Source organism: Enterobacter sp. DNB-S2 (assembly GCF_019443845.1).
Taxonomy (GTDB): Bacteria; Pseudomonadota; Gammaproteobacteria; order Enterobacterales; family Enterobacteriaceae; genus Enterobacter; species Enterobacter asburiae_B.
Map to the genome: position 1 here is coordinate 3,713,244 of NZ_CP050520.1, position 19,702 is coordinate 3,732,945.

The 19,702-nt window shown below is 50.8% G+C and carries 18 protein-coding genes and 2 riboswitches; of the genes, 5 read left to right on the forward strand and 13 right to left on the reverse strand.

What is annotated here, in order from left to right:
* Positions 1-217: 217 nt before the first annotated feature.
* The 3 genes from HB664_RS17795 to HB664_RS17805 are packed head-to-tail and all read left to right on the forward strand — an operon-like array spanning position 218 to position 3,446.
* Entirely contained in the window at positions 218-1,495 is a 1,278-nt protein-coding gene (locus tag HB664_RS17795; RefSeq protein ID WP_219939916.1) for a nucleoside permease, read from the forward strand.
* Complete coding sequence (locus HB664_RS17800; RefSeq protein ID WP_219939917.1) at positions 1,492-2,496, forward strand: ADP-ribosylglycohydrolase family protein; 1,005 nt, start codon at positions 1,492-1,494, stop codon at positions 2,494-2,496. Before HB664_RS17795 ends, HB664_RS17800 begins: the two co-directional genes overlap by 4 nt.
* The gene (locus HB664_RS17805) at positions 2,493-3,446 is read left to right on the forward strand and encodes a PfkB family carbohydrate kinase (RefSeq protein WP_219939918.1); all 954 of its coding nucleotides are present in this window, start codon (positions 2,493-2,495) and stop codon (positions 3,444-3,446) included. The genes HB664_RS17800 and HB664_RS17805 overlap by 4 nt, the downstream gene beginning before the upstream one ends.
* Here the strand turns inward: HB664_RS17805 and HB664_RS17810 are convergent.
* The 3 genes from HB664_RS17810 to thiM are packed head-to-tail and all read right to left on the reverse strand — an operon-like array spanning position 3,420 to position 5,776.
* On the reverse strand, positions 3,420-4,166 hold the full coding sequence (locus HB664_RS17810) for a GntR family transcriptional regulator (RefSeq protein ID WP_033146000.1): 747 nt from the start codon (positions 4,164-4,166) through the stop codon (positions 3,420-3,422). The two genes, HB664_RS17805 and HB664_RS17810, sit on opposite strands and share 27 nt — an antisense overlap.
* Positions 4,167-4,208: 42 nt before the next feature.
* A complete protein-coding gene (gene thiD, locus HB664_RS17815) occupies positions 4,209-5,009 on the reverse strand; it encodes a bifunctional hydroxymethylpyrimidine kinase/phosphomethylpyrimidine kinase (protein WP_219939919.1) in 801 nt (266 codons plus the stop codon).
* On the reverse strand, positions 5,006-5,776 hold the full coding sequence (gene thiM / locus HB664_RS17820; RefSeq protein ID WP_219939920.1) for a hydroxyethylthiazole kinase: 771 nt from the start codon (positions 5,774-5,776) through the stop codon (positions 5,006-5,008). The genes thiD and thiM overlap by 4 nt, the downstream gene beginning before the upstream one ends.
* A 35-nt stretch (positions 5,777-5,811) precedes the next feature.
* A riboswitch (TPP riboswitch) is annotated at positions 5,812-5,908 on the reverse strand.
* Positions 5,909-6,091: 183 nt separating this feature from the next.
* On the opposite strand from thiM, the gene HB664_RS17825 reads away from it, so the two are divergent.
* A complete protein-coding gene (locus HB664_RS17825; RefSeq protein ID WP_258235821.1) occupies positions 6,092-6,727 on the forward strand; it encodes a hypothetical protein in 636 nt (211 codons plus the stop codon).
* Between the two features lie 8 nt (positions 6,728-6,735).
* On the opposite strand, the gene HB664_RS17830 is transcribed toward HB664_RS17825, so the two are convergent.
* From HB664_RS17830 to HB664_RS17870, 9 genes are all read right to left on the reverse strand, one after another.
* A complete protein-coding gene (locus HB664_RS17830; protein WP_219939921.1) occupies positions 6,736-6,948 on the reverse strand; it encodes a hypothetical protein in 213 nt (70 codons plus the stop codon).
* A gap of 112 nt (positions 6,949-7,060) precedes the next feature.
* Positions 7,061-8,077, reverse strand: coding sequence for a major capsid protein (locus HB664_RS17835; RefSeq protein WP_219939922.1), 1,017 nt, complete (start codon positions 8,075-8,077; stop codon positions 7,061-7,063).
* A gap of 18 nt (positions 8,078-8,095) precedes the next feature.
* Positions 8,096-8,440 carry a hypothetical protein gene (locus tag HB664_RS17840; RefSeq protein WP_219939923.1) on the reverse strand — a complete coding sequence of 115 codons (345 nt, stop codon included), beginning with the start codon at positions 8,438-8,440 and terminating at the stop codon, positions 8,096-8,098.
* Between the two features lie 676 nt (positions 8,441-9,116).
* A complete protein-coding gene (locus tag HB664_RS17845) occupies positions 9,117-11,312 on the reverse strand; it encodes a tape measure protein (RefSeq protein WP_219939924.1) in 2,196 nt (731 codons plus the stop codon).
* On the reverse strand, positions 11,312-11,644 hold the full coding sequence (locus HB664_RS17850; RefSeq protein ID WP_213313732.1) for a hypothetical protein: 333 nt from the start codon (positions 11,642-11,644) through the stop codon (positions 11,312-11,314). Before HB664_RS17850 ends, HB664_RS17845 begins: the two co-directional genes overlap by 1 nt.
* A 220-nt stretch (positions 11,645-11,864) precedes the next feature.
* Positions 11,865-12,386: a hypothetical protein gene (locus tag HB664_RS17855; protein WP_219939925.1), complete on the reverse strand. Its 522-nt coding sequence runs from the start codon at positions 12,384-12,386 to the stop codon at positions 11,865-11,867.
* Between the two features lie 10 nt (positions 12,387-12,396).
* The gene (locus HB664_RS22850) at positions 12,397-13,185 is read right to left on the reverse strand and encodes a helix-turn-helix domain-containing protein (protein ID WP_258235822.1); all 789 of its coding nucleotides are present in this window, start codon (positions 13,183-13,185) and stop codon (positions 12,397-12,399) included.
* Positions 13,160-13,336 carry a hypothetical protein gene (locus HB664_RS17865; protein WP_219939926.1) on the reverse strand — a complete coding sequence of 59 codons (177 nt, stop codon included), beginning with the start codon at positions 13,334-13,336 and terminating at the stop codon, positions 13,160-13,162. Before HB664_RS17865 ends, HB664_RS22850 begins: the two co-directional genes overlap by 26 nt.
* A gap of 152 nt (positions 13,337-13,488) precedes the next feature.
* Positions 13,489-13,935 (reverse strand): hypothetical protein, encoded by a 447-nt coding sequence (locus tag HB664_RS17870; RefSeq protein ID WP_219939927.1) that lies wholly within the window; start codon positions 13,933-13,935, stop codon positions 13,489-13,491.
* Between the two features lie 2,863 nt (positions 13,936-16,798).
* Between HB664_RS17870 and HB664_RS17875 the strand changes: the two genes are divergently transcribed.
* Positions 16,799-17,821 carry a DUF4062 domain-containing protein gene (locus tag HB664_RS17875; protein ID WP_219939928.1) on the forward strand — a complete coding sequence of 341 codons (1,023 nt, stop codon included), beginning with the start codon at positions 16,799-16,801 and terminating at the stop codon, positions 17,819-17,821.
* Positions 17,822-17,912: 91 nt separating this feature from the next.
* On the opposite strand, the gene HB664_RS17880 is transcribed toward HB664_RS17875, so the two are convergent.
* Positions 17,913-19,268, reverse strand: coding sequence for an integrase (locus HB664_RS17880; RefSeq protein WP_219939929.1), 1,356 nt, complete (start codon positions 19,266-19,268; stop codon positions 17,913-17,915).
* A gap of 68 nt (positions 19,269-19,336) precedes the next feature.
* A riboswitch (TPP riboswitch) is annotated at positions 19,337-19,433 on the reverse strand.
* Between the last annotated feature and the right edge of the window lie 269 nt (positions 19,434-19,702).

Below are 19,702 nucleotides of genomic sequence, written 5' to 3' on the forward strand. Positions count from 1 at the left end.
GTGTGTTTATCCAGTCCCATCTTTTATGGGCAGACTAAGCCTGGTACCGACTTAACAGATTTTCCACTCTTTGCTTTTTTTTTCAGCACAATCTGCTGGCTCGATTCGTGTACAACAAAACTGTTACATTGATCAAACAATCGCCACAAAGGTATTTAAAAGGTATTATTGAGTGGTATGTTAAAGGCGTACCCTCTCTGACATGCAGGATTAAAAAATGAAAACGAAAGTCCAACTGTCATTCATGATGTTTATTGAATGGTTTATCTGGGGCGCGTGGTTTGTGCCGCTGTGGCTGTGGCTGAGCAAAAGCGGTTTTACCGCCGGGGAAATCGGCTGGTCTTACGCCTGTACCGCTATTGCCGCGATCCTCTCGCCGATTCTGGTCGGCTCGCTGACGGACCGCTTCTTCGCCGCGCAGAAAGTGCTGTCAGTGCTGATGTTCGCCGGAGCCATTCTGATGTACTTCGCCGCGCAGCAAACCCAGTTCAGCACCTTCTTCCCGCTGCTGCTGGTTTACTCCCTGACCTATATGCCGACCATCGCGCTGACCAACAGTATCGCCTTTGCCAACGTGGACGACGTTGAGGCCGATTTCCCGCGCATCCGCGTGATGGGTACCATCGGCTGGATCGCCTCCGGGCTGGCGTGCGGTTTCCTGCCGCAGATGCTGGGCTACAGCGATATTTCCGACACCAACATCCCGCTGCTGATGACGGCAGCCAGCTCCGCCCTGCTCGGCGTGTTTGCCCTGTTCCTGCCGAATACGCCGCCGAAAAGTACCGGCAAGCTGGATTTCAAAGTGATGCTCGGGCTGGACGCGCTGATCCTGCTGCGCGACAGAAACTTCCTGGTGTTCTTCTTCTGCTCGTTCCTGTTCGCCATGCCGCTGGCCTTCTATTACATCTTCGCCAACGGCTATCTCACCGAAGTGGGGATGAAAAACGCCACCGGCTGGATGACGCTCGGCCAGTTCTCCGAAATCTTCTTTATGCTTGCCCTGCCGTTCTTTACCAAACGCTTTGGTATTAAGAAGGTCTTACTGCTGGGCCTGATTACCGCCGCCATCCGCTACGGCTTCTTTGTTTACGGTGGAGCGGAACAGTACTTCACCTACGCCCTGCTGTTCCTCGGCATTCTGCTGCACGGCGTGAGCTACGACTTCTATTACGTCACCGCGTACATCTACGTGGACAAAAAAGCGCCGGTGCACATGCGCACCGCCGCGCAGGGCCTGATTACGCTGTGCTGTCAGGGCTTTGGGAGCCTGCTGGGTTACCGCCTGGGCGGCGTGATGATGGAAAAAATGTTCGCATACAAAGAGCCTGTGAATGGGCTGACCTTCAACTGGGCCGGAATGTGGACGTTTGGTGCAATCATGATTGCCGTGATTGCCGTGCTGTTTATGCTGTTTTTCCGCGAATCGGATAAAGAGATCGCTGCAATTGCGGTGGTTGATGGCGATGCCGCGCTGACACAAGGGGAAGTTAAATGAAACAAGAACGTGTTCTCGGTGCCCTTTACGGGCAGGCGTTAGGGGATGCGATGGGTATGCCGTCGGAGCTGTGGCCGAGAAAGCGCGTCAAGGCGCATTTCGGCTGGATCGACCGTTTTTTACCCGGCCCGGCAGAGAACAATGCGGCCTGCTATTTCAAACAGGCAGAGTTCACCGACGATACCTCAATGGCGCTGTGCCTGGCGGACGCGCTCATCGAGTGCGACGGGGAGATTAACGCGGACGTTATCGGCAAGCATATTCTGCGCTGGGCGCTCGATTTCGACGCGTTTAATAAGAACGTGCTCGGCCCGACCTCAAAAATCGCGCTTAACGCGATTCGCGACGGCAAGCCGGTTAGCGAACTGGACAACAACGGCGTGACTAACGGGGCAGCGATGCGCGCCTCCCCGCTGGGCTGCCTGCTCCCGGCCACGCGTCTGGAACACTTTGTTGAGCAGGTGGCGCTGGCCTCCAGCCCGACCCATAAATCGGACCTTGCCATTGCCGGCGCGGTGGTGATTGCCTGGGCGGTTTCCCGCGCCGTAGACGGCGAAAGCTGGCAGAACATCGTCGATGCGCTGCCGGGGATCGCCCGCTATGCGCAGGAGGCGAAAACCACCACCTTCAGCGCATCGCTGGCGGCACGTATTGAGCTGGCGCTTAAGACCGTGCGGGAAGCCAACGGGGTTGAGTCCGCCAGCGAGCAGGTGTACCAGCTCGTGGGGGCCGGAACCAGCACCATTGAGTCCGTTCCGGCGGCCATTGCGATGGTCGAACTGGCGGGAACCGACCCAAACCGCTGCGCCATTTTATGCGCCAACCTGGGCGGCGATACCGACACCATTGGCGCGATGGCGACGGCCATCTGCGGCGCGCTCCACGGCGTCCAGGCCATTGACCCGGCGCTGAAGGCCGAGCTCGACGCCGTTAACCGGCTCGATTTCGGCCACTATTGCGAGAAACTACTGCACTACCGGGAGCAAAGGGAGGGCGTATGAATTCATTTGCCCAACGTCTCGACACCCTGCACGCCGCGCGGCCGGTAACGGTGCTGGGCGCGGCGGTGATTGACGTCATCGCCGACGCCTACGCCCTGCCCTGGCGCGGGTGCGATATCGAGCTCAAACAGCAGGGCGTGAATATTGGCGGCTGCGCGCTAAACATTGCCATCGCCCTGAAACGGCTCGGCATTGCGTCGCAAAACGCCCTGCCCGTCGGCCACGGCGTCTGGGCGGATATTATCCGCAACGCGATGGCGAAGCAGGATCTGCACAGCGCCATTGAGGCCGAAACCGGCGACAACGGCTGGTGCCTGGCGCTGGTGGAGCCAGACGGCGAGCGCACCTTTATGTCCTTTAGCGGCGTGGAGAACCAGTGGCAGCAGCGCTGGCTTGATGTGCTTAACATCCCGTCGAACAGCCTGGTCTATTTATCCGGCTATCAGCTGGCCTCACCGTGCGGCGAGCTGCTGACACGCTGGCTGGAGGGATTACAGGACGTGACGGTCTTTATCGATTTCGGCCCCCGCATCGCGGATATTCCCGACGCGCTGATGGCGCGGATTATGGCCTGCAGGCCAATCGTGTCGCTTAATCGTCAGGAAGCAGAGATCGCAGCCGAACGACTGGGCGTAGCGGCTGACAACCTGGGTGCGGAGTGGCAGCAGCGCTTCGGCGCCGCGCTGATTGTGCGTCATGATAAAGACGGTGCCGCGTGGTATGACGGCGACGATGCGGGCGTTGTTCCGGCGTTCCCGGCGACGGTTGTGGACACCATTGGCGCTGGCGACAGCCACGCGGGCGGCACGCTTGCCGGGCTGGCGGCGGGATGGACGCTGGCAGACGCCGTTCTGCTGGGGAATGCCGTGGCGTCCTGGGTGGTCAGCCACCGCGGCGGGGACTGCGCCCCGACTCGCGACGAATTATTCCTCGCACACAAAGACGTATAGATCGCTGCGGCAGTAGCTGATGCTGTACTCAATCGGCCGGTGCTGTTGGTCAAGCGCAACCTGCTTGATCACCAGCACCGGTATTTTTTCGTCCATCTTAATGTGCGCCTGAAACTCGCTGTCCGGCATGCGGGCGCTAACCCGTGAACGGGTGCGCTGCGGGAAAATATTCTGACTGCGGAAGTAGTCATACAGCGAAATGCCAATCGCATCCGGATCGGGAATGAGCCCGACCGGCACCCAGGACTCTTCAATCGACACAGCATCGTCATCCACATAGCGAATGCGCTTGAGCAAAAAGACCTCGCTGTCCGGAGGGACCGACAGATGGTTTGCGACCTCTTCCGGGCATTTCACCACCCGCTTGTTGACCCATAGCGTATTAGGCTTTTGGCCGCGCAGCACTACCTGCTGGGAAAAACCGCGCGCCTCTTTCAGCGAATATTCAAAGATATTGTTGATTTGCGTGCCGTAGCCACGAGAGCGCGTAACTACGCCCTCTTCCTCCAGCGCCTGCATCGCCTTTCGTACGGTGATGCGCGACACCCCGGTTAACTGGCTCAGATCGCGCTCGCCGGGCAAAATATTCCCGTGCTCCAGCACCCCGCTGCGCACCGCGTTTTTTACCGTTTCGGCAAATTTCAGGTATAGCGGCGTGTTGTCAGGCGCGGCGATCCGTTCATTCAGTTGAGCGATTAACCGGGTATGCGCTTGTTCCATCTCTGTTTTCTCAGGCGTGGTGTTTCCTGCCAGTATACTGGGTTACCACCATGCATGAAAATGATGAACCGGCCCAATACCGTGACCCACTTCCAGAGTATCGGCTTTTGCCAGCGCCGCCGAGAGCCAGGTTTTCGCTTCGCACACCGTATCGGCCCAGCCTTCATGCCGCGGGCGCAGCGCCGCCAGCGCGGCGGAGAGCGTGCAGCCCGTGCCGTGGGTGTTTTTGGTCTGCACGCGCGGCGCGGTAAAGCGTACTTCGCCGTCGCGGGTAAAGAGCCAGTCCGGGCTTTCAGCGTCATCCAGATGACCGCCCTTCATCAGCACCGCCCCGCAGCCCATCGCCAGCAGCGCGTTTCCCTGCGCTTTCATCTCGCGTTCAGTTTGCGCATGCGATGTGCCTAACAGCGCGGCGGCTTCCGGCAGATTGGGCGTAATGAGCGCCACCTGCGGTAACAGCTTATTGCGCAGCGTCTCCACGGCGGAGACGGAGAGCAGCGGGTCGCCGCTTTTTGCCAGCATGACGGTATCCAGCACCACGTTTTGCACCTGATAGCGTTTAAGCCGCTCGGCCACCGCCTCCACAATATCCGTCTCGGCCAGCATGCCGATCTTGGTGGTATCGATGCGCACATCGCTGAACACTGAATCCAGCTGCGCGGCAACAAAATCCGGCTCGATACGGTAGACCGACTGCACGCCGCGCGTGTTTTGCGCCACCAGCGCGGTAATGACCGAGCAGCCGTACGCGCCAAGGGCCGAGAAGGTTTTGAGATCGGCCTGGATACCCGCGCCGCCGCTGGGATCGGTGCCGGCAATGGTCAGGGCGTTAATCCGTTTCATGCCTGCTCCTCCAGCGTATAGAGCGCATCCAGAAACGCGCTGGCAAAACTGCCAGGCCCACGTGACTGCGCAACGGCCACCGTTCCGGCCCGCTTCATCCATCCGCAGGCAGCAGCGACGTTATCCATCCGGTCGCCCGGCAGCGAGCAGCTCGCCGCCACAACGGCAGAAAGCGCGCATCCCGTTCCCACTACGCGCGTCATCAACGGATCGCCGCCCGTTACCGTGCGGGTGCGTTGCCCGTCGGTGATGTAATCCACCTCGCCGGTGACGACCACAACGGCATTGGTCTGGCGCGCCAGCGCCTGTGCAGCGGGCACCGCGCTGGCTGCGGTATCGGTTGTATCGACGCCGCGCCCGCCCGCGCTCATTCCGGCAAGGGCCAGAATCTCAGAGGCATTGCCGCGAATGGCGGCCGGTTTCAGGGCAAGGATTTGATGGCAAAAACGGGTGCGGAACGTCAGGGCGCCCGCAGCAACCGGGTCCAGCGTCCAGGGCTTGCCTGCCGCCACCGCGCTTTCTATTGCCCGACGCATCGCCTGGGCGCGCGGTGAGGTCAGCGTGCCAACGTTAATCAGCAGCGCATCGGCGATGGCGGCGAACTGTTCAGCCTCTTCGGCCTCAATCACCATCGCGGGTGAGGCGCCAAGCGCCAGCAAAACGTTGGCCGTGAAGGTCTGTACGACATCGTTGGTCATACAGTGGGTCAGTGGAGAACGGGTTCGGAAGTGGTGTAAAACGTGTAAATCGAGCAGGTCAGGCTGCATGGGTTCGCTCCTGCCTTGCGTGAAGAAGCGATGACCGGGAAGGCATCTGACTTCCCTACGCTGGCATTATCCAGATCAGGTAATACGGGTATTTCTCAGCCTTCACAAAGAAGGGCACCCCGAGTCATGTACTACAAAATCAAAAGATTGCGATTAATGCTCCTCATTAATCCCTGATCAGGATAGTAATGCCAGCGGGAAGTCTTGTAAACGGTAAAAGCGGCCCTTTTGGTCTACGTGTGACAGGTTGAGTGACACAATGTGTGCCATGTAGAATGCTCTTAAGTCGTCAACTACCGCATAAAAAAAGAGGTCATGATGGATTTACAAGCATGGGATAACATTATCTCTATCGCTTCGAATGCTGTAACAGCGTTGAGTGTGGTTGGCGGCGTCATCTTCGGAGGGGTTAAACTTCAGGAGATTGTGAAGACGAGAAAAATGGAGCGGGCAATAGATTCAGCAATCACTCTTAAAGAAGAAATTGATGGCACCAGAAGCCGTTACAATCGTATGCGCTTTGACTTAAACCGCATTATGACTTTTCTCGACACACTGGCGAAATCAGGACAAAGAGCCGACGAAGAAAGCTATTATCATATTCAAGAATCCTTGAAAGATATGACGGAAAATACCTTTCGCATTGGTAGCTCCTTCATCAAAGCGGGCCATTATAATGTTTTGATTAAAGATACAGCCTGGGAGTCGTTCAACACCCTTCTACGCTCCGCTGGTGAAACGCAGATTGCCATTTCAGAATTAATGACTTTGATCATGCAGGCTTTGCTTAAAGAACAGATAACACCGGAAGAATTCGAGGAAATAAGAAACGCTTACGATAAACATGGTGAAAAAATGAAAAGCGTTAATCACGCTATCGCGGAAATGGAAACTGTAAAATTTGACGATTTTTTTAACTTTAACGAAGTCAATAAAAAAAGCCGGGATTAACCCGGCTCTCATGTTTTCAGTTTTCGTTGTCGCTGTTCGCTGAGGTAGTACCTCACCGCGCTATCGAATCCATGCGTGTGGATGCGATCAAGTAGACTGGAACGACTACACTCAAGCTTGCGTGCTAACGCTGACATGTTGATGATCGCATCATCGCCTTTGCCATCTAGAATCCACTGCATCAGCGGCATGTTGCCAGTACCGATCAAAGCTAATTTCATATGTATCTCCTTTGGAGATTTGCCACAGGCAAACCCGGTAACGGGTATCCGTATATCTCCTCTTCTTTGCCTCGCCAGCAGCGGGGGCAATGCGCCCCCAAAATCCGCTGTCTTACGCTGCGTCATCCATAGTGACCTTCAGAACGAAGTCAGGACGCATTGGGATTTGAATCTGGGATAGCTCGCTGACCACCTCATAATTCATGAACTTATCACGCAGAACGTAATGGTAAGACGGATAAACCGGACCATTAGCAACTTCAGCATGACGGCTCGCCGGAGTCTGGTAAGTCATATAAGGTGAAAGGTCGCCTTCAACAACATTGGAGAACGTCGCCAGCATGTAGCCTTCACCATCTGCAATGCCATATAGCGGATCGTCAACCTGCACCACTGTTACACGCCCGATGTTATATCGATCATATGCACCCAAAGTGTCAGGGAAAATGATGTCACGGGAAGTCGCTCCAAATAATGCGGCCTGATATGCGGTTGGGTTACCTTGAATGGCGGTGAAAAGACTCGGACTCGCTAGCAGATAAACCTGCTTGATGCTGGAAGACCAGCCACCCAGATTTTTCTTCAGCAGCGTGACAGCGTTCTGCATCTCAGTAATGACGTTGGCACTGGTGCCAGTTTTCACCACAGTAGACGGCTGCTCAATTCCCCAGAACTCATTCCAAAGGATGGTTGGGCCTTCGCGTAAATGCGTGGCTTCAGTCACGTTATGCAGAAGACTCTGCGCCATCTGGAATTCTACGTCACGGCGGGTTTGCAGGTAGTGCTTCAGGGCATGATTAGCAACAACATCTTCAGCGGTCATTTGACGGTTTGTTCCCGGTTGACGTTTCCCCTGCCAATCCTGGCTGCTGATGGTCGAACTATAGACATGGAGCGGGGCCTGAACAGTCACGTTAGCCGCTTTAGGGAAGTTCAGCGCCGACATGCCGCTACCGTACCTAGCTTGGCTCTGTGTAATTTCTCTCTGTACGTCCTCCAGTGTGTCGAGCGCGATGATTTGTGTGTCACTTGGACGGCTGGTAAAGATCCCCAGGCTGGACAAGATGAACCCCTCGCCGCTTGGCTTCACGAACTGACCGGAAAGGTTAGTAAAATCACTTAATTTCATATTGTTATCTCTCCTTGATTAGATTGCGGTGTTTGCGTCAGCAATGCGGTTGCCTTGCTTAACAAGGGCAGCGTAAGCTGCATCTTTTGCAGCAGCAGCGACAACCAGACCAGATGGATTGAACACACAGCCACGGTCTGAAATGACCAGGCTACGGGCATCACCTGCAATTTGGTTTTGCAGAGCTACAGCACAGTTATCAGCATCGGCAGCAACGTATGCCGCGCCAGTGGTCGGGTTAATCACATCACCACAAGTCACGTCAGCATCCAGATCAAGGATCACTTCTCGTTTGTGAAATACAGGATCTTGGGTATAAACCAATACATCCTGTGGGGTTTTGCTTTCGTATTCGAATGCCATACTTTGTATCTCCATACATTTTTTATAATCCGGCGAATATGCCGGGTAGAGTTGAAAAAATACCGTCCATCGGACGGCATTCTTCTATTCGTGTTCCCAACAGAAAAAGAGCCGGAGGCAGGAAAGCGCCTGCCCCGGTTGGTAGATCATCGGAGAGATGAATTTCACCCGTTTACGGGTTAGCAACATGCGTTGCTAATCGCTTCACGATGGTGTTTTCTGATGGAGATATTTGGAAAGCGTGATCGGTGGGTCACGCTTCAGGAATGAGGGAGCACAGCAGCGGGAGACCTCATATCTTCGCTGCCGCACTCAATGCCAGTTTTCGTCTGGCAAGACGGCCTTCCGAGGATGAAAGGCTTTGGCAAATCCCCGATCCAGGGTCGGAGAAAATTCTTTTCTGATACAGCCAGCGGCAATGGCCTAACCTTACCGTGAGAGGGTGCGGATATTGGCTGTATGAGAAAAGGCCCGCACGGTGTTCACACAGGCACTTTAAGTAAGGAGAAAGAATGACAACGGCTTTTGTACGCACATACAATTTAAATCATCACCCTATGCAATTATTTTAACACAAATGATTATCATTTGCAACAACAAAAACAATAACATGGCGAATTTAACGGCCCTCTCTCGTGTGGGCCAATTTGCTGCGTCATTTTGACGGAACGATAATTTACTGGGTAACTCCCAAGATAAGATTGGTATTTCTCCTATCCTGCTCTTGTACTTCGGCCTTAATTGCATCGCTGAATTTGCTATCGTCAATGCTGAGTTTAACCTCGTTGGTCACAGTCAGATCGGCCTTACCTTCAATACTGAATGGCTTGCCAAGGTTCATACCATAAGCAAGATTATCAATGCCCGGTAGTTGTGCCATGCCTGCGGTAGCTGGTTGAATTCCGGGTAAGGTATTCATGCCCGCAAACGCATTGGTGAAACCTTGAGCATGGTCAGCAAAGAAGTTTTTGATGTCAGTCCAAAGGGTAGGCCTGTCGTTGTTGGCCTGCACCCTCTTCATAAAGGCCTCAGGATTAGCCTGAATCTCATCGAGATGACTGTTGAGGCTTACACCAGCAATGATTGCAGGAAGACCGATTGAGAAGCCGCCACCTCTCCCGCCTTTGGATGGTTTGCCATCTTTTCCCGGTTTGGTGTTGTCTGTTCCAGGTGTTGCAATACCACCAAGAGAGCCGATCCCGGCAAGCGTACCAAGCAGACCTTTCAACGGATTCGCGAAGCTGACAAGCCACCTCAACGCGCCAGCTAACTTGAAGATCGCCCCAGTGAAGATCGCAATTCCTGCCGCATATGCTGCTGTATTGCCGAATCCCTCGAAGGTCTTGGACAATTGGGGAGCATACTTCTTGATCAGCGCTTCAATGAGAATGAAGCTGTTATAGACCGTGTACCCCGCATCAGTGAAACCTTTAATCACATTGCCTGCAATGGCTCCCAGCGTCTTAAATGCATCCTGGTTGCTGTCAATTGCATCTGTCAGACCGTTAAACGTATCGGTAAGCTGACTGCCGAAGCCCGATTCAAAGAAATTCTTCTGTGCAAGCTGCATCGTTGTGCGCAAGCGCATCATAGCAACACGGTTAGATTTCAGTGACTTCTCGAAAGCTCCGCCCTTCTGTGCTGCCGCTTTGAACTCATCACCAACAAGGGGAAGAATATCCTTCGCCAGCAGTTCACCGTTTTTCATCATTGCCATGAGGTCTTTTTCGGTAAGGTCTGTCCGGCCTTTTAGCTGATTCAATGCCTTGACGAAGATCCCGACTGCGTTTGGTAAAGCGTCCCCGAGCTGCCCCTTCAACTCCTCAGCCTGCACAGTGCCTTTAGCGTACATCTGATTAAGCGCGAGCAAGGCGCGGCTCTGCTCCTCTCCAGTGGCCCCTAATACGGTTCCGTACTGGCTGACACCTTCAAAGAGGTTTTTGATTTGGCTGTCTGTGGCCTTGCCAGCGGCTGAAGCATAAAACTTCACGTAGTCCTTGCTGGTCTGTTGAAGGTCAAGACCAAGGGAAAGCGCCTGTTTCTGGAGATACGCCATTTCCTGAGTGGCTTTCTGACTGTCGCCTGTCACCGCCTGGAGACCAGAGGCCATTGATTCGAAGTCTTGCCCGGTCTGCATGATGGTTTTGCCGATCCCAATAGTGGCCCCAATGGTGATCGCTGTGCCAGCATGATCAAGAAGGGATGTATCAAGGCCCGTCACTTTAGCTTTAACGGGAATGGTTACCGGCTTTTTAATTAACCCGCCCTGCTGCCTCAACCGCTGTTGTAGCTTGCTTACTCTGGCGTTGTACTCGCCCAGCGCCATTGAACCAGCATGAAATTGTTTCGTTAATTGAGCGAAGTCGCTGATTGCTTGTGCTCGCTGGCGCGGAGTCAGGTTGTAACCATTGGTGGCAGTGCTAAAGCGAATACCTTTGGTGCGGATCTGCTGAGTGCGTTTCTCTAGGTCGGCCTGTTCACGCTGTGCTTTGATTGCCTCACTGAGACCACGGACACTTTTTGGAATAAGACCGCCCGCCGCTGGGTTACGTGCTGCAATCGCAGCCATACGTTGAGCGCGGCGCTGTTCGTTGGTCGCCATACGTGCATTTATAGCACTTTGTTTCTGAGCTTCAGCGATTAACCGCTGATTGAGCTTCAATCTCTGCGTTTCTGCTCGCGCCTGCTGTAGCTGGGTCTTGCCGTTGGCTTGCTGTAGCTTTCGTGTCGCCTGGTCGAATGATTTTCCTGCGGATTCCGCGAATTTTTTCAGGCTCTTGATTTTGTTGCGGGCGCGGGTGAAGGAGTTTTGATCGACCTGCCAGCTAACACGGTTGATCGTGGATGTTACAATAATGTTGCCATTAGCCATTACACCCCCTGATTGATAACGTAGCCCAAACGCTCAAGCGCAGCGCGTTGTTCAGGTGTTAGCTCATCAAGACTTGCCTTCATCATGAGACTTACCGGACGCAGATTAGCGCTATAACCTTGGGCCTGGTGGCACAGAGCGATCCCTTTTTCCTTGATGGTTTTGCCACTTTTTGGGGCTGGCTCGCTGGCTGTTGTAGTCGAAGCGGACAGGTAACTCTGCACCGCCTCCGCCAATGCTTCTTCAGCGGATTTGTTCAGATCTTCCGGTTCGTCTGTTCCTGCGGTCATTGCTTCCCAGATACTGGCGCGGATTGCTTCAATGTTATTCATATTGTTATGTTTCCTGTAGAGGTCCAGGCCGTCACGGAGCCATAGAAAACCGGCTACCGCTAACGGCAGAAAGGATAAATATTCAAATAGGGTCAAGTTTCCCCGGCTGGGGTTGGGTCAGTGCATCGCAAGGCGATTAACAGCTAACGGTGCGGAGCACTCTCGCAGCAGCGAGACACCTTCAGTGCTGAAGGCATTTGCTGTTAACCCTTTCAGGGTGTTAGTAGTGCAGGCGTGGTGAACGTCGCTGTGGGTTCTTCTGTTTTCTGGCGACTGTTTCACGATAGGCCACAAACAACGGATCAGTATGATCCGGCATTCGAGATGCCATTTCTTTTTCAGTGATTCCTTCACGCTTGAGCAGCGTTACCACAGTGAATAGAGGCAGTTGAAGGTCAGCACAGATTTTTGCCAGCATTGCGCCGGATTCGTAGTACATTCGGGCCATTCGCTTAGTAGCGTACTGACTTGTATTGCTTATCTTGCGACAGCGAGGATTCCACGAGTTATCGTAAAGGCCTTTTACCAGGTCATACGGCAAGCGTAGGAGCAGCGCCGTTTTGCCTGGGGTGTAACCGTGAACGAGCATTTTTTTAGCAGTCTCGATCAACGAGGTATCACGAGAGCGGGATTTGTAAAAACGGGACAAATCGGGGGGTTCAGCACCGGAGGTGTTTACCTCTGGTAAAGTGCTTCGCACCGTAAGGGTTTCAGCCGTCAGGCTGTTAGTGGCATTACACAATTTTCCTCCATTAAAGGCTAGCTACCGCAGCGTCAATTTCTTCCGGCGGTGGTTCGTAGCAAACCACTGGCTCAATAAAGGTTTCCTGCCCCTGATGGATTTCCTCGTGGTCGTCATCATCTGGGGATACAGATTTAAAACTAGGTTTGGGTCTACCATTTCGTGGGAACTCAACGACATTTCTCCCGGTTGAATCACTCAGTAATGGATCATCACTACCGGATAAATCAACATCGACAGGAATATCCACAGCAGGTACACCGTCTGGTTTTCCAGCAACAGGCGCGGCAGATTCCACCACGAAAGATTCCACATCACGTTTCTGCTCACTCTTACCGCTCTCTTCGGTTTTAACTTTTTGTTTTTTTGCGATGGTAACTACTGCATCACCCTGCTGTGACAATCCAGCGTTGAGTTCAGCCAGTATGTCATCGGGATCTTTGACGGTATAGATACAGTGAGAAGTGTTGCTCTTGCCCTCGTCAGGGATTGTTTTCCAATCTATCCATCCCATTTTTTTAAGTGCTTTACGAGCACGTTTCACCGTAGATTCTGAGATCCCCGCGCAATCATCACTGATCCGAGGGATTGATACCGTTACTCGCCCAGTGGTTTTCTTCCACCCCAGAAGGTAGCCGTATACTGCGACAATATTAATGTCGATTTTTACCCCATTAAATTCACGGATTCGAGAAAGTAGAACCGGACAGGGGGAAAATGTATCAACCGTGATTGGTTTGTCTTCGTTCGGCTGCGGTAGTGATTTGTAAATTTTAGTTTCTACGTTCTCGGTCGTCATTATATCCTCGCTGGTTATCTGTTTTGCTCTTTTCAATTATTTTTGCTGCCGTTTGCAGCAATTCGCTGCATAATTTCGCCATTGGCATGTCGCGCCGGTTCGCCTCTTTCAGCAATGCGCGGTAGGTCTCATCCGGGAACGAAATGTTCATGCATCTTTTCTCCTGTCTGTCAGATATGGGAATACGCCCCTGCAATCGTGGATTAACGATCAGGGTTCTGGCTGGCTTTGTGCCTGCATTTATTCGTATGGTTTGCCGTGTTTGCGGCTATCTGGTCTGTTCGGCGACGCGCCGAATTGGTATTAGTGGCGGGTAGTTGTAGCGGTTGGAAAATCACCGATTACGCTATAACCGTACTTTTCGAGTTGTTCCACACCATCCGTAGCGATTAGCAACAAGGTTATCTGCTCATAAGTAAGGTCGAGACCCAGCTTTTCAAGATACATCTGGCGATAGCCCTTCAGCACGGGGGCTAAAATCTCTGTCAGTGTTTCCCCTGCGGCGTATTTCTGGGAAAACGGACGGATAAGATCCTTGAAGGCTTTACAATCACGCGCCTTTTTACGCTCCTCACCAATTAATCGAAGTGCTTCGCGCGTCTCCGGATAAATCCTGTCGGCCTGCCTTGCGCCGCCGGGTACACGATTACGAAAAGCGTGAAGGTTTTGGATAGATGTAACGCCGTTTAATACGGCCCATGCGATAGATTGTGCATCCTGTGTATAATCAAATTTGGCAGGTTTTCCCATTTGTTCTCCTTTTGTAGTTAAAATCAGTTCATTGCATTGAGTCACCTCAATCGATAATGTATATTTTATACCAAATGAGAATAATTGTCAATATCATTTATCATTTTAAAGGCGCATTAATGGCAGTGTTATATGTCAACACCCAGCAACCTTACATGGGACGATTCTATTTGTCAATTCCTTTATCATAAAACGCCGTCAGAGGCTCCAGTTTCAACGCTGCAAGCGAAGCGGCACAAAGTCACCAGCAACAGGAGAAAGACGCTCAGAACGCGACAGAGAGCACTACAGGGCCGTTAATGAACGATATCAATGAATGCTCGCGCCGTCCTGGAGTAGATCGGGTAAACAAGCTTGTCCCTGCCGCCAATCGGCTCCGTTCACATTGTACTGACGCGCTCGCGCTTGTCTCCCACACATAGCAGCGTGTAACGCTGTTGGCGTAGCCTGTCGGGTACCCGAGTCACAGAGCGTAAGCGATGGGCTAACGAGGGTTATAGGGTATGCGGTGGCGTGTCAGTTTACGCTATCGCTATAACCTATTACCCACACAGATATCTGAAGTGGCAGAGCCATTCAGAGCGGAGCGATAAGACATCACTCCTTTAACACCCCCAACAAAATAGACGCATGTCTATTCCAGACCTTGACCTTTGTTTTAAAGATTTTATGAGTGTTTTTATTGTTGGTTTTATGGTGTTCTTATTGCAGTTCATACAGACCCTACCCTGGGTTCACCGTGGACCCACCACCAGTTCATACAGACCCTACCCTGGGTTCACTGTGACCATACCCCCCCTCCCCTCTGACAGAAGACACCCTGCATTCTCCCGTAACAGTTAAACCGACGCTGATAGAGTTGTGGCATAGTATTGTATGGTGAGGAGTTCAGGGGACGGCAGAAACTGCGGCATCGATGATAAACTCCTGACCACACTCAATCCGATAACCTCACGATAAATGAATATCATCATGGTCATCGACTCATCCGCAGTTCTAACAGCGGTTATGTGGTGATCCATAGAGGATCTAGAGTTTACCTCGCGTTTGAAGAAGAAAGAAAAGGACCGCCAAGATACACTTTCCAGAAAGGAAGTCAATACCTGTTGTGAATAAATCGTGTTAATCGCAATTAAGTGCCTGTTAAATCATAGAAAATGCCTCGTAATACCCCGCCTGGTGTGTTGGACAGTGTGCAGATGTTGTGATCACTCTGGTGTAAGGTATGCAGCGAAGCCTCGTCAATACTGAGTGCGTCAATTCTGCCGCTCATGTTGGTGCTAAACCTCACACCCTTTCTGAACCATCTTTTTATAAAAAATAAAAAAGACACATTAAAACTAAAACAGATGCCCTCTGGTGGCTGCTGTATCGCGCTGTGGGATGTCGTGGATTATCGGTATGTCAGTCACGATTGTGTAGAGATTACGCCGCTACGGGCTTCTGGTTGAGCGTAGGAGGGATTGGTGGGTTGGCTGTTTACATCGTTGTGGGAAATGGTACGAAACAGTGGCGGTCAGGCTCGGTGAATATCACCAGGTGATGGCAGACCTTCAGCCCGTTGTGGTAACGTCGGTGTAGTGGCTTTGTGTCTGCTGGTAAACAGAAAAAAGTGCTTTTATGGCGTTTGACACACTGGCAGCCTCAAAGGCCTGAAACCTGAAATTGTGTGGTGACCAGGCAAACTCATCCAAAATCCTTGAACAAGAGAACTCACCTCGAATCCTCCTGAATGCTTTCCTTCTGTTGGTGAAATCGCTGTTGTGTACCCAGCTTCGCGTCAACGTTCCGAAAAGCAATACCTGACCATTCCAGTCAAGTACACTTTATGGATCATATGTTAAATGGAGCAAAAATTAAGCAGAAAAAAACCTTGTAACAGCAAGTTTTCTCTTGCTGGTGAAGCTAAGCACGGAAAGATTAAGCACATGGCTGGATGAGACATCCTTAAGATATTTGGTGAAGATCAGCGTCTTTTGGGGAGGGCCTAGGCTGGCGGTCTAGCAGATCACCAACTCTTATGAGTACATTCTTAGTTCCATCCTTACGCACATATATATGTTATCTATATGTTGCACGCAACTATCAAAACCACCGACAACATTCATTATTCTTATAAAGATTGCGCGATATCATGTTGCGCAATTCTGCCCTCCCGTTGAAGAAATCAGCACTCGATCAAATTTTGATTTTTTTTTCTTAATCATTGACATGTCTTCCAGGCCTTATGCTGTGTAGGGTTTTGCATTTTTACCCTTTCACAACCTCAATTTAACGTCAAAATCAACCCTTGTGCAGAAAAGAATCATCACTAGAATATCGACTATGTGGGGCCGCTATTGATTGACCACCCCCACATGTAGTGCCGCGCCTGAATTTTAGGCGTAAAAAAAACCGGATTCATTTGCATGAACCCGGCTCACAAAGCATGACCAATACGAGTCGCCAAACTCGTATGAATCTTAGCCTTGCCTTCATTTTTCACGGCTTGATTGTGCCAGGCAAAGAGGATCATGTAAACCTTAAAATGACGCTCATAAGGAGCAATGCATGACTATTTGTAAACAATCACACCGTTACAACACTCTTTTCATTAGCTTACCTCACGATCAAGGTGGTGAAGGTCGCCATAAATGTTGTGGCTGCGCTTACGATCAGGGTTACCGCGCTGGCTTGGCTCGCACAGGTCAGGTTTGGGTAGACTTAGCCGCCTTACCTGATAGCCAGGCGGGTACCGTTCGCCACAAAAGTCCTCAAGCAGCGTTTGCTGATGGTTATCGTGATGGTGTGCGTGAATCCTACCGTCACGCTGGTTAATGTTGAATGAAGGGGCTTATGCCCCTTCCTCTTTCAAGGGATAAAAATGGATAAACGTTACCAGGTTTTCGTAAGTTCAACTTTTACGGATTTAGAAGAAGAACGAAAACACGTCATACAAACTCTGATGGAAATGGATTGCATTCCAGCAGGCATGGAGTTGTTCCCAGCAATCGATGAAGGCCAATGGGAGTTCATAAAAAAAGTAATCGATGACTGTGATTATTATCTGCTGATCATTGGTGGTCGTTATGGCTCTGTCGCGGAAGATGGTTTAAGTTACACCGAAAAGGAATTTGATTACGCAGTTTCAAAAGGTTTACGCGTCGTTGTTTTGGTACATGAGAATCCGGAAAATCTACCTTTAGCCAAATCTGAAAAAGATTCTGAACTCAGAGAGAAGCTAGCTGCATTCATAGAGAAGGCCTCAACCAATCGTCTCAGGAAAACATGGGCAACAGCCAAAGATTTACCCGGGTTGGTTGCTTTAAGTATGAGTAAAACGATGAAAACTTATCCTGCAATCGGATGGGTAAGAGCCAACCTAACGTCTTCTGAAACTGATTTACGTGCTATGGTTGATTTACAAAAAGAGAATGAATGGTTAAAAAGTGAACTAGCCAAGGCCACAAGTAATCTTAATCAAACACTTGATCTGGATCTGGCTGACTTTGATGATGATTTTGAATTTAGATGTGAGTCCACCTTTCCTCGAATCGGGTATGATCCCGGTGGAACAAAACACTGGTCCGTGAAAATGAAATGGAAGGATATTTTTCACTCAATATCCCCCTATCTCACTCAATATTATACTGAATCAAGCGTATCATACACAATTGCCAAAAGCGCTCAAAAGGTCGCAGGCAAGGGAGGCACATCAGCAAAAGTGTCTTCTCAAGACCTTAAAACGATAGGAGTGCAATTTAGGGCATATGGTTTGATAAAAATTGAATATTTAAAAACCACCAATGGCAGCATGAATACTTTCTGGTCATTAACCGAAGCTGGCCAGATTGAAATGTTGAAAACCAGAACGATAAAAAAGCAAAGCCAAGTCACTTCCGAATAGCTAGTTTTGATTTCGCCCCATTACGGGGCGAATGATACCCAAAACTTACTAAAGGAAATATTTCTAGTGCTTTTCTTTTATTAATAAACAGCTATTCCCAACCCAACCCATCAATCACATAACAGATCGTTGATAAAGGGAACGTGTGTAGGTAGCGTCTAGTGATCCCTGAGCCGCTTTTCTCATGGCCTACCACCTGTTGCAGGTGTGCCAGATTACCAACCCAGCCAGCTAAACAGGTTGAAATCATGGTATGCCGGAAACTGTGAACTAACCGCCGCTGCCCATAATCATCAAGGTACGGAATACCAAGTTGATCGCGAACGTCAGCTAACACTTTGCCGATCTTGGGCATGTTCTTACCCGACACAGGCGAGAAGATTTTCTCTTTCCATTGGCGATTTACAAAATCGAGGAACCCCCACTCGATCAGTTTGGGATGGATCGCCACCTGTCTTGTTGCGTTCTCGGTTTTTCCCTGTCCTCCCTCTGCAATCAGCAGATAGTGTCGCTGGCTGTCTTCGTCATATTTGATCTGTGACTTCTCCAGTTTGGCGATCTCTCCCCTTCTGGCTCCGGTGTATGCCAACAACAAGGTGATCCACTTCTCCCAGCCGTCAGGCTGCTTGAGCGCCCAACCAACAAATTTTTTCATTTCTGCTGCACTATATGCGCCAAACCTCGCCTTAGATGGCGCAGCAACAACGCCATCAGTCGGAGACTTCTCCAGAATATCCTTGTTATCGGTCAGGAAGGTTTTGAACAGCGATTTGTAAATCTTCAGATGCTTATGGATTGACTCTGCGCCAACCAAATCTTCAGGCGGTATATCATCACACTCGATCAATTGCTGGACAGTCATCGAACGGTAAGGCTGAACAACACGCTTAGGCAAGTTTTCAACAACTTCCATCACCTGCTTAATGTCCTGTTTGGTGATGGTCGTGACATCGGTTGTTGTACCAAGGACAATTAACAGCACTTCCATAAAGCGCTCATTGGCTTGTGAGATAGCCTTCGTCCAGTTTTGGGCTTTTTCCTTTTTGTACATATTCCAAGCGCCAGCCAGTGTTAACACATCCTTTGACTGTGCTTCTGTTTGTTCTTCCTCATCTTCTGAAGTCGCAACAACCTCGCGGTATTCCTGAACAACTATCGGCTGAAGATTGTGCCGTTCATCACTGAGAAATTGTTGAACCAGCCATTGTTCATTCTGTTGCTTTAAGCGGTTGCCGAAATCAGAAAGACGTTGACCAAACTGATCTGGGTGAATGGTTCCACGTTTGACTAATGGAATGGCTGGAGATGCAAATGACATCAAGAGTTGCGCGTGGCTGTGGCTATCTGTCTCTAACGACCGACGGAAATATTTATGACCCGACAGGCGAAAGCTGACGTAGTAGATCCCGTTACGGATGATGGTGTGATTGATCGGTGTGTGTGCCATTTTGTTTGTCTCTGTGAGTGACAACATAACAAAATGAAGAGAAAAAACCGCGCAACTCTTTGATTTATATCTTGGATAATCGCCAGGACTACGCTGGCATTATCCAGATCAGGTAATACGGGTATTTCTCAGCCTTCACAAAGAAGGGCACCCCGAGTCAAAATACTTTTAAAACAGCGAGTTATGAAACTCATTAACGTTATGTAGTGTAACCGCGGCCCCAGGCCAGGCGCAAGAAGTTTCGATTTATCACGCCGTTGTCACCGCGGAAATCTCCAGGCGCTCTTTCCCGTCATTTGCCTATATTTATTACGCTTTAGTTAATTCTGGTTCAGTAATTGTTAATACGTTATTGAAAAACTTTATTACGTACTTTTGCTGAGACTATTATTTTTATTTTTTATTACGTGCTCATTCCGCTTTTATAAGATAGA

Coding starts and splice junctions, on each gene's coding strand:
- HB664_RS17795 (WP_219939916.1), top strand. CDS start 218: ATGAAAACGAAAGTCCAACTGTCATTCATGATGTTTATTGAATGGTTT.
- HB664_RS17800 (WP_219939917.1), top strand. CDS start 1,492: ATGAAACAAGAACGTGTTCTCGGTGCCCTTTACGGGCAGGCGTTAGGG.
- HB664_RS17805 (WP_219939918.1), top strand. CDS start 2,493: ATGAATTCATTTGCCCAACGTCTCGACACCCTGCACGCCGCGCGGCCG.
- HB664_RS17810 (WP_033146000.1), bottom strand. CDS start 4,166: ATGGAACAAGCGCATACCCGGTTAATCGCTCAACTGAATGAACGGATC.
- thiD (WP_219939919.1), bottom strand. CDS start 5,009: ATGAAACGGATTAACGCCCTGACCATTGCCGGCACCGATCCCAGCGGC.
- thiM (WP_219939920.1), bottom strand. CDS start 5,776: ATGCAGCCTGACCTGCTCGATTTACACGTTTTACACCACTTCCGAACC.
- HB664_RS17825 (WP_258235821.1), top strand. CDS start 6,092: ATGATGGATTTACAAGCATGGGATAACATTATCTCTATCGCTTCGAAT.
- HB664_RS17830 (WP_219939921.1), bottom strand. CDS start 6,948: ATGAAATTAGCTTTGATCGGTACTGGCAACATGCCGCTGATGCAGTGG.
- HB664_RS17835 (WP_219939922.1), bottom strand. CDS start 8,077: ATGAAATTAAGTGATTTTACTAACCTTTCCGGTCAGTTCGTGAAGCCA.
- HB664_RS17840 (WP_219939923.1), bottom strand. CDS start 8,440: ATGGCATTCGAATACGAAAGCAAAACCCCACAGGATGTATTGGTTTAT.
- HB664_RS17845 (WP_219939924.1), bottom strand. CDS start 11,312: ATGGCTAATGGCAACATTATTGTAACATCCACGATCAACCGTGTTAGC.
- HB664_RS17850 (WP_213313732.1), bottom strand. CDS start 11,644: ATGAATAACATTGAAGCAATCCGCGCCAGTATCTGGGAAGCAATGACC.
- HB664_RS22850 (WP_258235822.1), bottom strand. CDS start 13,185: ATGACGACCGAGAACGTAGAAACTAAAATTTACAAATCACTACCGCAG.
- HB664_RS17865 (WP_219939926.1), bottom strand. CDS start 13,336: ATGAACATTTCGTTCCCGGATGAGACCTACCGCGCATTGCTGAAAGAG.
- HB664_RS17870 (WP_219939927.1), bottom strand. CDS start 13,935: ATGGGAAAACCTGCCAAATTTGATTATACACAGGATGCACAATCTATC.
- HB664_RS17875 (WP_219939928.1), top strand. CDS start 16,799: ATGGATAAACGTTACCAGGTTTTCGTAAGTTCAACTTTTACGGATTTA.
- HB664_RS17880 (WP_219939929.1), bottom strand. CDS start 19,268: ATGGCACACACACCGATCAATCACACCATCATCCGTAACGGGATCTAC.